Consider the following 12,574-nt stretch of genomic DNA (forward strand, 5'->3'; position numbering starts at 1 on the left):
GAATTCATGAAAACAGAAGGGGGCGCAGGGCAATCACTGCACCTGGCGCAGGCCTTCTTCACGGAGTTCGTTGACGCCTTGACGAGCGTCCTGCACGGCCTTGGCAGCTTTGGCGGCCTGAGATTTACGTTCTGCTACGCGAGCGTCCCACTCGGCTTGTTCAGCCAGACGGCGTGCTTCATCGTATTTGTGATCCTGCATGGCCAGATCAGCAGCTTTGAGCTTGTCCTGAGCCGACTTCATTTCTACCGCCGCGAACTCGGTACCGCCAGCGCTGACAGCGCTGTTGACGGCCGATTGCGAAACCGCGTACTGCTCGGAGGGCGGGTTACCGGCACAACCGGCCAGGATAAAGGTGCTACCGAGTGCCAGCGCAGCCAGCTTGAGACCGCGCAGGCCTTTGAACTTGGTTTTGGCAGTTAGGGTGTTCATGTTGATCAACTCCAATGTCTGACTCCAACGTGGTTATCCATGACAGTCGTTGCATCAAGTCCGGGCATCAGGTTGTACAACCGCCTACTGCCTTTCGGGCTTTCCTGTAATGGTTAATCGTTCCGACCTGCGCGGTTTTTGAATAGTTCAGATAAATATCTACTGAGCAGTCAGGATTTTTCAGAGGCCTTCAGACGATTGCCAATATGTTGTCCATCATATGAAGGGGCGTGAAGCCACGATCAATAACCCTGATGGCGTTCAGGTTTTTGCTGAAGCATTTGTCCAATTGCAGGCTTTTGGTGCACTGTTGGCACAGCGGATTTGAATTCACGTATGCCCGTGCTGCCGAGCGGGTACGCAACTGAGCCCAGATAAAAAACGGGAGAGGAACGATGGCCGATATCGATGCGCGTCTGCGCGAAGACGTTCACCTGTTGGGTGAGCTGTTGGGGAATACGATTCGTGAGCAGCGGGGCGCTGAATTTCTCGACAAGATCGAGCGTATTCGCAAAGGTGCCAAAGCGGGCAGGCGCGGTTCCGCTGAAGGGGCCGAGCAACTCAGTTCCAGCGTCGACGGCCTGGGTGATGACGAGCTTCTGCCGGTTGCACGTGCGTTCAACCAGTTTCTCAACCTGGCCAATATTGCCGAGCAATATCAGCTCATGCACCGCCGCGACGATAGACAGCCTCTGCCGTTCGAGTCGCGAGTACTGCCCGAGCTGCTTGATCGCCTGAAGGCCGAAGGCCATTCACCTGCTGCCCTGGCACGTCAGCTGAGCAAACTGGAAATCGAGCTGGTGCTGACTGCGCACCCCACCGAGGTCGCACGCCGTACGCTGATTCAGAAATACGACGCCATCGCTGCGCAGTTGGCAGCACTCGATCATCGCGATCTCAACAGCACCGAGCGCACACAGATTACTTCGCGCCTGCAGCGGCTGATCGCCGAGGCCTGGCACACTGAAGAGATTCGGCGCATCCGACCTACGCCGGTCGACGAAGCCAAATGGGGTTTCGCGGTCATTGAACACTCGCTCTGGCACGCCATTCCAAACTACCTGCGCAAGGCTGACCATGCGTTGCATGCGGCCACCGGCCTGCATTTGCCGCTGGAAGCCGCGCCGATCCGTTTTGCCTCCTGGATGGGCGGCGACCGTGACGGTAACCCGAATGTCACGGCTGCGGTCACCCGCGAAGTGCTGTTGCTGGCGCGCTGGATGGCGGCTGACCTGTATCTGCGTGACGTGGACAATCTCGCCGCAGAACTGTCGATGCAGCAAGCCAGTGACGCTTTGCGTGCCAGCGTGGGTGACAGCGCCGAGCCCTATCGGGCGGAGCTCAAACGTCTGCGCGAGCGTTTGCGTGCGACGCGCAACTGGGCCAATGCCTCATTGAGCGAAACCTTGCCTGCGCCGGAAGCGGTGCTGCGGGACAACCGTGAACTGCTGGACCCTTTGCTGCTGTGCTTCCAGTCGCTGCACGAATGCGGCATGGGTGTGATCGCCGACGGGCCGCTTCTGGATTGCCTGCGTCGCGCAGTCACATTCGGTCTGTTTCTGGTGCGTCTGGATGTTCGCCAGGATTCCAGCCGTCACTGCGCAGCGATGACCGAAATCACTGATTACCTGGGGCTGGGTCGTTACGAAGAGTGGGATGAGCAGGCCCGCATCGACTTTCTATTGCGTGAATTGAATAACCGCAGGCCGCTGCTGCCGAGCTACTTCAAGCCGGCAGCCGACACCGCAGAGGTGCTGGCAACCTGCCGGGAGGTGGCAGCCGCTCCAGCGGCGTCCCTGGGGTCTTATGTGATCTCGATGGCCGGCTCGGCCTCGGATGTGCTGGCCGTGCAGCTGCTGCTCAAGGAGTCGGGGCTGCAGCGGCCCATGCGTGTGGTGCCGTTGTTCGAGACACTGGCCGATCTGGATAACGCCGGGCCAGTGATCGAGACGCTGCTCGGGCTGCCGGGCTATCGCTCGCGTCTGCACGGCCCGCAAGAGGTGATGATCGGCTATTCCGACTCGGCCAAGGATGCCGGCACGACGGCGGCGGCCTGGGCGCAGTACCGCGCTCAGGAAAGGCTGGTGGAGATCTGTCGCGAGCAGCAGGTCGAATTGCTGCTGTTCCACGGCCGTGGCGGTACAGTCGGTCGTGGCGGCGGTCCCGCGCACGCGGCGATCCTGTCGCAACCGCCGGGTTCTGTGGCCGGGCGTTTTCGGACCACCGAGCAAGGGGAAATGATTCGTTTCAAATTCGGCCTGCCGGACATCGCCGAACAGAACCTCAATCTTTATCTGGCCGCCGTGTTGGAAGCGACCCTGTTGCCGCCGCCACCTCCACAACCGGCGTGGCGGACGATGATGGACCAGATGGCCGGCGACGGGGTCAGCGCCTATCGCGCGGTGGTGCGTGAGAACCCTGAATTCGTCGAGTATTTCCGCCAGGCGACACCCGAGCAGGAACTGGGGCGTTTGCCACTTGGCAGTCGTCCGGCCAAGCGCCGCGAGGGCGGTGTAGAGAGTCTTCGTGCCATTCCGTGGATCTTCGCCTGGACGCAGACGCGTCTGATGCTGCCCGCCTGGCTGGGTTGGGAAGCTGCACTGAGCAAAGCCCTGGAGCGCGGCGAAGGTGAGGTGCTGGCACAGATGCGTGAGCAGTGGCCGTTCTTCAGAACCCGTATCGACATGCTGGAAATGGTCCTCGCCAAAGCCGATGCGGACATCGCCCGACTCTACGACGAACGTCTGGTCAGCGCCGAGCTGCAACATTTGGGCGCACATTTACGCGACCTATTGTCGCAGGCGTGCAATGTGGTTCTGGGGTTGACCGGGCAGAAGCAACTGCTGGCCCACAGTCCTGAAACACTGGAATTCATCAGTCTGCGCAACACCTACCTTGACCCGTTGCATTTGCTTCAGGCAGAGCTGCTGTCGCGCTCGCGTAATCGTGAAGCCAGTCTGGACAGTCCTCTGGAACTGGCGCTGCTGGTGTCTGTAGCGGGGATTGCTGCCGGTCTGCGCAACACCGGCTGATGGATGAGGCCCATGCCATCGCCGGGCCTTTTCGGTCCGGCGATGGTCAGCGCGGGATTTGCAGGCTGGCCTGCCGTAAACCTTGATACAGGTCATATCACTCTGAAATCAAGGCTGACAAGGCGGTACGCCTGCGCTTACTGCGACTTTCGGCGGCTTGTGCGGCCTCGGTCTGCTGTGTATCTTGATCAGCCTTTCGGCCTATTGGCCTGATTCATTTTTTAGATTGGCCCCCGAGGCGAATCCGATGATTTCACTATAAAAAATTTGAGGAGCATGACGATGCGCGTGATTCTGCTGGGAGCTCCCGGGGCCGGTAAAGGTACTCAGGCAAAATTCATCACTGAAAAGTTCGGCATCCCGCAGGTTTCGACAGGCGACATGCTGCGCGCTGCAGTCAAGGCTGAAACCGAGCTGGGCCTGAAGGCCAAAAGCGTCATGGACTCGGGCGGTCTGGTTTCCGATGACCTGATCATCGGCCTGATCAAGGACCGTCTGGCCCAGCCGGACTGCGCGAACGGCGTGCTGTTCGATGGCTTTCCGCGCACCATTCCACAGGCCGAAGCCCTGTTGAAAGCCGGTCTGGAAATCGACCATGTGCTGGAAATCGCCGTCGATGACGAAGAAATCGTCAAGCGCATGTCCGGCCGCCGGGTTCACGAAGGTTCCGGGCGCATCTACCACACCATCTTCAATCCGCCGAAGGTTGAAGGCATTGATGATGTGACCGGCGAACCACTGCTGCAGCGCAAGGACGACGTCGAAGAGACCGTGCGTCATCGCCTGTCGGTGTACCACGCCCAGACCAAGCCGCTGGTCGAGTTCTACAGCAAGCTGGAAGCGAAGAACGGCAAGCCCAAGTGCAGCCATATTCCGGGCGTCGGTTCGGTTGAGGACATCACTGCAAAAGTACTGGAAGCCCTGAAGTAAGGCTCTCGGTCTGAACAATAAATGGCCCGCTTGCGGGCCATTTGTCATTTATACTGCTGCACTTTTTCACATTGACCACGACGGAAACACCGATGACCACCTTGCTGGCCCTGGACACCGCCACTGAAGCCTGCTCGGTCGCTTTGCTGCATGACGGCAAGGTGCTGAGCCACTACGAGGTGATCCCGCGCCTGCATGCCCAGCGGCTGCTGCCCATGATCAAAAGCCTGATGGCCGAGGCGGGCATTGCCATGTCGGCGCTGGACGCCATCGCTTTCGGGCGCGGTCCCGGCGCGTTTACCGGCGTGCGTATTGCCATCGGCGTCGTGCAAGGCCTGGCATTTGCCCTTGAGCGTCCGGTGCTGCCCGTGTCGAACCTCGCCGTGCTGGCGCAGCGCGCCTTGCGCGAACACGGCGTGTCGCAGGTGGCATCGGCTATCGATGCGCGCATGGACGAGGTGTACTGGGGTTGCTATCACGAGGCCGCCGGGGAAATGCGCCTGTTGGGCGAAGAGGCTGTGATGGCGCCCGAATTTGCCGCGCTGCCTGCGCACGCCAGCGGGCAGTGGTTTGGCGCCGGTACGGGCTGGGGCTATGCAGAGCGTATTCCGCTCAGTCTGACAGGCCATGATGCAGCCATGCTGCCGCACGCGCAGGATCTGTTGACGCTGGCAACCTTTGCCTGGCACCGCGGCGAAGCCCTGCCTGCGGATGACGCTCAGCCGGTTTACCTGCGTGACAAGGTGGCTACGCCGAAGGCGCGTTGACGCAAGGACGGGGCTTGCACAACAGCCTGCCGCATTCCATGCAGGTGTCTTTCAATACTCGCCAACCGCCCAGCCAGTATTTAAAAATATCAGTTTGCCATCTACCGTTTATCGTCTGAATGGTCTTTAATCTCATTTGGCGATAACAAGTTGCAAGATATGTGGTCTAGTTATCGTTACGCAATTTGCGAACTACAAGGCAGTAACGCTAAATTGCCACTATCGACGCCGAGTACATAATCGATGCGCATAGACGGAACCTCATCACGCTCGTATCCCATCAAGCGAAAGCCGCAGAAAACGCCTTCGACCGTCGAAGGGTCTTTTGAGGAAGTCGTAGTTGATGCCGAGTTGCCGCCGCCCCCAGCGCGCGCTCGCCGTGAAACGGGTGATTCGCCGATTGGCAGCACTGCCAACGTGCCTGCGCGTCCGCAAGACATCATTTTCCCGCGCTCCATGAGCTCTCGTGTCGCCCACGCGCTGGCCAGTTATATGGCCACTGCCAGTTTTGTCGATTGGGACCTTGAAGTATCGGGGCTCGATCTGCACGTTTGATTGTGTCCCGTCTGCCTTACTACGTTGGTTGTCCGTCATGGAGTGAAAATGCCTGGCGCGATTCGTTGTACCCCGAAGATGCCCGCCCCAATGATTTCCTGAATCTTTACACTCAGGTATTCAACGCTGTCGAAGGTAACACCACTTTCTACGCCCGTCCCGCCGCCATTACGGTGCAGCGCTGGGCAGAAACGATGCCCGACGATTTTCGTTTCACCGCCAAATTCCATAAAGACATCAGTCATAACGGCGACCTTCGTGAGCAGGTCGGCGCCGCTGAGGAATTCATCCGGTTACTTGCGCCTCTGGGCGGGCGGATAGCGCCGTTCTGGCTGCAGTTGCCCGCCAGCTTCACGCCGCAGCGTCTGGCCGAGCTGGCCGGCTTTCTCGACGAACTCAACGTGCCGCTTGCCGTAGAAGTGCGCAATATGGCGTTTTTCCTGAAGGGTGATGAAGAGCGCATGCTCAATCGCCTGTTGCTGGACCGAGGCGTCGAGCGCATCTGTCTCGATTCCCGCGCGTTGTTCAGCTGCGTCTCAAGCGATCCCGCAGTCCTGCACGCCCAATCGAAAAAACCCAAGGTGCCACCTCGTCCGGCCGCGCTGACCCTGTTTCCTCAGGTCCGTTTCATCGGCGGTCCTGACCTGGAGGCCAATGATCAGTTTTTGGTGCAGTGGGTGGAAAAGGTCGCCGTGTGGATCGAAGAGGGGCGCACGCCTTATGTCTTCCTGCACACCCCGGACAACATCAGGGCTGCCGAACAGGCCATGCGCTTTCATCAGCAACTGATGGCGCGATTGCCTGGCCTGCCGGCATTGTTCGAACTGGATCGCGGGCCTCAGGTGGAACAGTTGGGCTTGCTCTGAGGTCTTCCAGGTGTGGGCTGACAGAGTCCGACCTTGTGGAGAGCCCGCTTATGGATTCGCAACTGCGCTGTTTTGTCCCTGTTCACAGATTTTCTGTTCGATTCGCACCCGTTGCGCGGGTCAAGGGTTAAGCATGCGCGTGCTGCTGGTATTCCTGCTGCTCTGTGCAATGGGGGCGTTCGCCGTCTGGCGCGGTTGGGTCGATGTACCCGAGCGCTGGAACCCGTGGACGCCGTTGGATGTGCGGGCCGAGCCCAACTTTCTGACGTCTTACAAGCTGTCGCGACTGCAAAATGATCCCGCGCTGTGCGATCAGGTGCTGAGTTCGTCAGGGTTGCGTTTCAGTCGCCAGGCCGACAGTGATCCTTCTGCCCGTTGCCCCCTGGAAAATACCCTGCGCATTCAGGGTGGCGACGTGGCGCTGAGCAGCAGCTTTCTGGCCAGTTGCCCGTTGGCGGTCGCCTATGCGCTGTTTGATATTCACACGTTGCAACCCGCCGCTCAGGCCGTTTTCGGCCAGCGGGTAGCGCGGATCGATCATTTGGGCAGCTTTGCCTGCCGCAACATCTACAACCGCGCCAATGCTCGGCTCAGCCAGCACGCCACGGCCAATGCGCTGGACATGGCAGGTTTTCGCCTGGCAGACGGTCAGCGCATTGTTGTTCTCAAGGATTGGGGCGACGAGGGGGAAAAGGGGCGTTTTCTGAGGCTGTTACGTGACGGTGCCTGCAAAAACTTCAGCACGGTGCTCGGGCCTGAGTACAACGCTGCGCATCGCGATCATTTTCACGTCGACATGGGGCGCTGGTCGGTGTGCAGGTAAGTTCGGGCTTATGCCGCCATGCGCAGGTTCTGCAGGATCAGCGGACGTGCCCAGCCGTTCTCGTAGTCGAACTGGCGCTGTTGGGCGGCGATGGTCTGCTCATCCAGAGGTTGGGCAGGCTTGTCGGCCAGTTCCCATTCGAATTCGGCAATCGGCAGATGCAGCGGGCGTGGCTGCGGGCCTGGGCCTGGTTTGACGCTATCGTCATAAGGGTTCAGAACGGTAGGGCGTACCCAGTGGCTCTCGAACTCCAGATGGCGTTGCTGTTCGATCATTTCAGCCATGCTGAACGGCTCTGCAGGCGGAGGCAGCAGATCAAGGTCAAACTCGGCAATCGGCAGGAACAGCGGCTCTGGAGGCTTGACCTCGGTATCGGTGACCGGACAGGTACGTTGCTCGACGATCTTGCTCAGGGTTTTGGCGCCAGCGACCGGCTCGCCTGTTTCTACATCCACCTCAACAGCCGTCGGGTGTACGGGTACTGAAGCGCTTTCACTGACCTGATCCGCCATCGCCCGGGCAAATGCATCCGACCACAGCTGTGTCACACCACCCAGTGTGCGGCTGTTGCGTACGCTAAAGTCGCCTGAGTGCGACAAATAGCCGATGGATGATTGAACAATCTCTGACATAGCGATCAGTACTGGCCTTGGGTCTGGCAAAATGCCGGATACTTGGTTATCGGCAGACTTTGCCGATCATTAACAATTTTTGAGTGTGTAGACGCAATGATTGAGCAGCAAGCAGGCAGTCGTATCCGGGTCGAAGCCCTGGCCGTTGGCGAGCAGGAGCAGGCGGCGCAATGGGCGCAGCGCCTGGGCCTGCCCTTGAGCGATGCGCACGCTGATTTTGCACTGCAACTGACTGACGACGGGCTGCAATTGCAGCAGTTGGGCGATGATGCACCGGGCGCTGTACGTGTCGACTTTGTCGAGGGCGCAGTCGCTCACCGGCGGCTGTTCGGTGGCGGGACCGGGCAGATGATTGCCAAAGCGGTCGGTATTCAGCCAGGCATTCGCCCCAGCGTGCTGGACGCAACGGCAGGCCTTGGCAAGGATGCGTTCGTGCTCGCGAGTCTCGGTTGCGACATGAGCCTGATCGAGCGTCAGCCGATCATCGCTGCATTGCTGGAAGACGGTCTGGCCCGTGGGCGCGGTGATCGTGATGTCGGTTCTATCATCGCCCGGATGCGCCTGTTGACCGGCAACTCGATCGATATCATCCGCGCCTGGACAGGGGAGCCGCCTCAGGTGATCTACCTGGACCCGATGTTTCCGCACCGGGAAAAGACCGCACTGGTGAAAAAGGAAATGCGTCTGTTCCGGCCACTGGTCGGTGATGACATGGACGCGCCTGCGTTGCTTGAGGCAGCACTGGCGCTTGCCACCCACCGCGTGGTGGTCAAACGCCCGCGCAAGGCCCCCTGCATCGACGGCCTCAAGCCAGGTTATGCGCTGGACGGCAAATCCAGCCGCTACGACATTTACCCGAAGAAGGCCTTGAAGCCCAAGGCAGCCGCAGAGGAAAGCGGTGCATAGCGCCTGTTCTCAACGGCCCGGGCCCGAGTCAAACGCAGAGGCGCCCGTGAATACAGGGGCAGACCTTGTACTCAAAGCGCGCCAAATACCTTCTTCGCCAGGCCCGTAGCGGCAGCAGCAGGGTTGGCGCGGATGCTTTCTTCCTGTTTGGCGATCATTTCGAACAGCCCGTTCAGCGCTTGTTCGGTCACGTAGCCTTCAAGGTTGGCACTTTTGCTGTCAAGCGCACCAAGCGCCGCCGCTTTGCCGGCAAAGGCATTGTACTTCTGGGCCAGACCCACCTGATCGGTGGACTTCTTGACGATAGGCAGGAACCTGGCGCGGATCTGCTCGCGGCTGGTGCTGCTCAGGTACTGGGTGGCCGAGTCCTTGCCGCCGCTGAGAATGGCCTTGGCGTCGGTTACGCTCATCTTTTTCACTGCATCCACAAGCAGTGCCTGAGCTTGAGGCACGGCGGCTTCGGCGGCCTGGTTCATGCTGGTTTCCAGCTGATCGACCTGAGTGCCCATGCCCAGCATTTTCATCTTCTTCGCGATCTGGCCGAGTTTGCCCGGCAGCTCGATGCGCACCTCTTCATTTTTGCTGAAACCACCGGGAACGCCGAGCTGTTTGACGGCGACCTGTGCGCCCTGAGTCAGGGCATCCTTGAGTCCACCGGTTGCGTCCGATTGCGAGAGGTCGCTCAACGACAGAGCGAAAACGTTGGCCGACAGCAGAAGGCCAGCGCACAGGCCGGCCAGGGAGAACGAAAAACGAAGCATGAGAGCGTCCTTGTTGAAGTGGGTTCTGACCTGAACCCGGGGCGATAGTGGTGCGGTGCGTGAGCAAGCGTATCAGGAAGTCGCGACAGGCACTTGCACCCGTTAGCGATGGACGTCAATCGATGTCGAGGGGATGAAGCTTTGTGAAACGACAACGGCGCGCCGAGGCGCACCGTTGAAGGGAGCATTCAGTGTTGAACGGATCAGCAGGCTGCCTGAGTTGATAGGCACCAGTCATTGGTACACACCCAACCCTGGCAGGGGCCAGACAGCACAAAATACTCGTCTAAAGATCCCTGCCAGATTACGGAAAAGCCCTACGCTGGCTCTTGATCGCTTCCCACGTCCTGCTCCTCTTCATTGCTGTGCAAGGCCACTTGCCGTATCGAAAGACGGATTTCGGCAGGCAATACGCGCTTGGCCGCTCCTTCCGCCAGTTCGCCCAGCATCGGGTGATAGCTCAGCTTGCCAGCACTGTCCTTGCGCAGCACGCCCAGGTCCAGCAGGGTCTGGATGAAGTGCCGGAACAGGCTCTTGTCGAAAAACTCCGGCGCATTGAGGCCGTGCAGAATCGACAGGCGCTGGGCCATGACCGTGCACAGGTCCTCGAGCTGTTCGGGACTCAGCGTGTTCTGCCCGCTGTTGAGCAACAAGGCGATCGCCATGTAGAAGCGCTGCAGGGTCTGGGCGATGGCGCGCGACAACAGGGTCAGCAAGACGAACTCGCGCGAGCTGGGCTCGGGGCGCACGTAGGCGTCCTTTTTGAAGCGCAACAGACCTTGTTCCACGAACGCAGCGAGCCATTGATCGACCACCTCATCCAGTTCGTTCAGCGGCCAGCGAATGAACAGCTCCGATTGCAGGAACGGGTACAGCGCACGTGTGTAGCGCAGGATCTGATCGCGGGTCATGCGCGACGAGCTCTGGAAAAAGCTCGCCAGCAGCGACGGCAGGGCAAAGATGTGCAGAACGTTGTTGCGGTAGTAGGTCATCAACACCGCATTCTGTTCGTTCAGGTACAGAATTTTGCCCAGCGCGTCTTTTTGCTCGGCGAGCAGGTCCATGCCTTTGACATGCTCGATCAGCGAGCGGCCGTCGCCTTCGGGCAGCGTCGTGTGCGGGGAGTACGGAACGGCGCGTAGCAGGGTCAGGTACAGGTCGAGAACCCGCTCCATGGCCTGATCGTCCAGCGCCAGCCTTTGCGTCGACAGTAACGCCACGGCAACCAGGTTCATCGGGTTGACGGCAGCGGCTTCGTTCAGGTGCTGGGCCACACGCTCACCCAGGCGGTGCGTGGTCTCGCTCAGCCATTCGGGGCGAAATTGCGGGTCCAGTTGCTGTTCGCGCCAGTCCGGTTGCTCGCCATCGAGGAACTCGGCCAGTTTGATGGGCGCACCGAAGTTCACCGAGACCTGGCCGAAGCGCTTTTTCAGCGCGCCAATGACTTTGAAGATATCGAAGATCGACTCTTTCTTCTTGGTTGCCCCGCGCAGCTCGCCCAGGTAGGTGCGGCCCTCCAGAACACGCTCGTAGCCGATGTACACCGGAATGAAGACGATGGGCATCCGCGAGTTGCGCAGGAAGCTGCGCAGAGTGATGGCGAGCATGCCGGTTTTCGGTTGCAGCATGCGCCCGGTGCGCGAACGGCCGCCTTCGACAAAGTATTCGACCGGAAAGCCCTTGATGAACAGCGTGTGCAGGTACTCGGTGAACACCGCCGTATACAGCGGGTTGCCCTTGAACGTGCGGCGCATGAAAAATGCCCCGCCACGTCGCAGCAGGCTGCCGACCACAGGCATATTCAGGTTGATGCCGGCGGCGATGTGCGGCGGCGTGAGGCCGTTGCGAAACAGCAGGTAAGACAGCAGCAGATAATCGATATGGCTGCGGTGGCAAGGTACATAAATGACCTCATGTCCCGGCGCGACTTCCTGAACGCCTTCGATGTGGCTGACCTTGATGCCATCGTAGATCTTGTTCCAGAACCAGATGAGGACCACTTCCATGAAGCGGATCACCGAATAGGTGTAGTCCGAGGCGATCTCGTTGCCGTAGCTCAGTGCCCGTTCCCGCGCCTTTTCCTGGGTGATGTGTTCACGCTCGGCCTCTTCGATGATCGCCTGCTTGACCAGTGGCTCATCCAGCAGACCCTTGACCACCGTGCGCCGGTGCGAAACGTCCGGGCCGATCACGGCGCTTTTCAGGTTGCGAAAATGCACGCGCAGCAGACGTTGAGTCATGCGCAGCGTCAGTTCGTAACCCTTGTTTTCACCCACCAGTTCGCGCATGTGAATCGGCGCAGAAAACTGCACGCGGGTCTTGCGGCCCAGAATCAGGATGCTGACCAGACGGCGTAAGCGACCGGTCACCGCCCAGCTGTCGGCAAACAGCAGCTTCCAGGCACTGGACTCGCGGTCAGGTGACTGGCCCCAGAACACGCTGACCGGGATGATCTGCGCGTCTTCGCCGGGGTTCTGGCTGATGGCTGCAACCACACGCTCCAGCGTCGGGGGCGCACCGCGCTTGTCCTGGCGACCGAGCCAGTCAGGGGAGGGGGTCAGGTAAAAGAATGCGGCGGGCTCAATCAGGTTACCGACCGCCACCGACAGCACCGGACGAGGCAGACCGGCCTTGCGGCATTCTGTGTCGATCACTGCCAGATCGCTGATCGACGGCGATTGCAGTGCATAGAACACCGGGCGACTGCGGTCCAGATTCAGCGTGAAAGACGATTGATTGATGGTTTCCGAGCGAACCCAGAGATACAACAACCGGCGCAGGGTGCCGAACACAAGACGACGGAATGGAGAACGGGTCATACGGCTTCTGCTGAGTGAGGGGCGGGCGATTGCCCTGGATGGGCGCCAGTG

11 protein-coding genes are annotated in these 12,574 nt (G+C 59.9%); 7 read left to right on the plus strand and 4 right to left on the minus strand.

All coding sequences use genetic code 11. The annotated features are described in order from the left end of the window. Positions 1 to 33: 33 nt before the first annotated feature. Complete coding sequence (locus BT119_RS11085; protein ID WP_003409265.1) at positions 34 to 447, minus strand: DUF4398 domain-containing protein; 414 nt, start codon at positions 445 to 447, stop codon at positions 34 to 36. Between the two features lie 380 nt (positions 448 to 827). Between BT119_RS11085 and ppc the strand changes: the two genes are divergently transcribed. From ppc to BT119_RS11120, 6 genes are all read left to right on the plus strand, one after another. Then, positions 828 to 3,464: a phosphoenolpyruvate carboxylase gene (gene ppc, locus BT119_RS11090; RefSeq protein ID WP_024661491.1), complete on the plus strand. Its 2,637-nt coding sequence runs from the start codon at positions 828 to 830 to the stop codon at positions 3,462 to 3,464. A 282-nt stretch (positions 3,465 to 3,746) separates the two neighbouring features. After that, positions 3,747 to 4,394, plus strand: a complete 648-nt coding sequence (gene adk / locus BT119_RS11100; RefSeq protein ID WP_003364903.1) for an adenylate kinase — start codon at positions 3,747 to 3,749, stop codon at positions 4,392 to 4,394. A gap of 92 nt (positions 4,395 to 4,486) precedes the next feature. Beyond that, complete coding sequence (tsaB, locus tag BT119_RS11105; RefSeq protein WP_060708772.1) at positions 4,487 to 5,161, plus strand: tRNA (adenosine(37)-N6)-threonylcarbamoyltransferase complex dimerization subunit type 1 TsaB; 675 nt, start codon at positions 4,487 to 4,489, stop codon at positions 5,159 to 5,161. A 243-nt stretch (positions 5,162 to 5,404) separates the two neighbouring features. Continuing rightward, the gene (locus tag BT119_RS11110; RefSeq protein ID WP_003364898.1) at positions 5,405 to 5,716 is read left to right on the plus strand and encodes a hypothetical protein; all 312 of its coding nucleotides are present in this window, start codon (positions 5,405 to 5,407) and stop codon (positions 5,714 to 5,716) included. Between the two features lie 2 nt (positions 5,717 to 5,718). Continuing rightward, positions 5,719 to 6,582 carry a DUF72 domain-containing protein gene (locus BT119_RS11115; RefSeq protein ID WP_083553784.1) on the plus strand — a complete coding sequence of 288 codons (864 nt, stop codon included), beginning with the start codon at positions 5,719 to 5,721 and terminating at the stop codon, positions 6,580 to 6,582. Positions 6,583 to 6,715: 133 nt separating this feature from the next. Further along, the gene (locus BT119_RS11120; protein WP_072365672.1) at positions 6,716 to 7,405 is read left to right on the plus strand and encodes an extensin-like domain-containing protein; all 690 of its coding nucleotides are present in this window, start codon (positions 6,716 to 6,718) and stop codon (positions 7,403 to 7,405) included. 8 nt (positions 7,406 to 7,413) lie between these two features. Here BT119_RS11120 and BT119_RS11125 read toward each other — a convergent pair whose 3' ends face one another. Further along, positions 7,414 to 8,037: a hypothetical protein gene (locus BT119_RS11125; RefSeq protein WP_003364895.1), complete on the minus strand. Its 624-nt coding sequence runs from the start codon at positions 8,035 to 8,037 to the stop codon at positions 7,414 to 7,416. Positions 8,038 to 8,133: 96 nt separating this feature from the next. Between BT119_RS11125 and BT119_RS11130 the strand changes: the two genes are divergently transcribed. Continuing rightward, positions 8,134 to 8,943, plus strand: coding sequence for a class I SAM-dependent methyltransferase (locus tag BT119_RS11130; protein WP_003364894.1), 810 nt, complete (start codon positions 8,134 to 8,136; stop codon positions 8,941 to 8,943). A 71-nt stretch (positions 8,944 to 9,014) separates the two neighbouring features. Here BT119_RS11130 and BT119_RS11135 read toward each other — a convergent pair whose 3' ends face one another. Further along, positions 9,015 to 9,704 carry a DUF4197 domain-containing protein gene (locus BT119_RS11135; protein ID WP_003364891.1) on the minus strand — a complete coding sequence of 230 codons (690 nt, stop codon included), beginning with the start codon at positions 9,702 to 9,704 and terminating at the stop codon, positions 9,015 to 9,017. A gap of 317 nt (positions 9,705 to 10,021) precedes the next feature. Next, positions 10,022 to 12,523 (minus strand): glycerol-3-phosphate 1-O-acyltransferase PlsB, encoded by a 2,502-nt coding sequence (gene plsB, locus BT119_RS11140; RefSeq protein ID WP_072365674.1) that lies wholly within the window; start codon positions 12,521 to 12,523, stop codon positions 10,022 to 10,024. Positions 12,524 to 12,574 lie beyond the last annotated feature (51 nt).

It is taken from the genome of Pseudomonas sp. NFACC10-1 (genome assembly GCF_900119195.1).
In the GTDB taxonomy this organism is placed as follows: domain Bacteria; phylum Pseudomonadota; class Gammaproteobacteria; order Pseudomonadales; family Pseudomonadaceae; genus Aquipseudomonas; species Aquipseudomonas cerasi.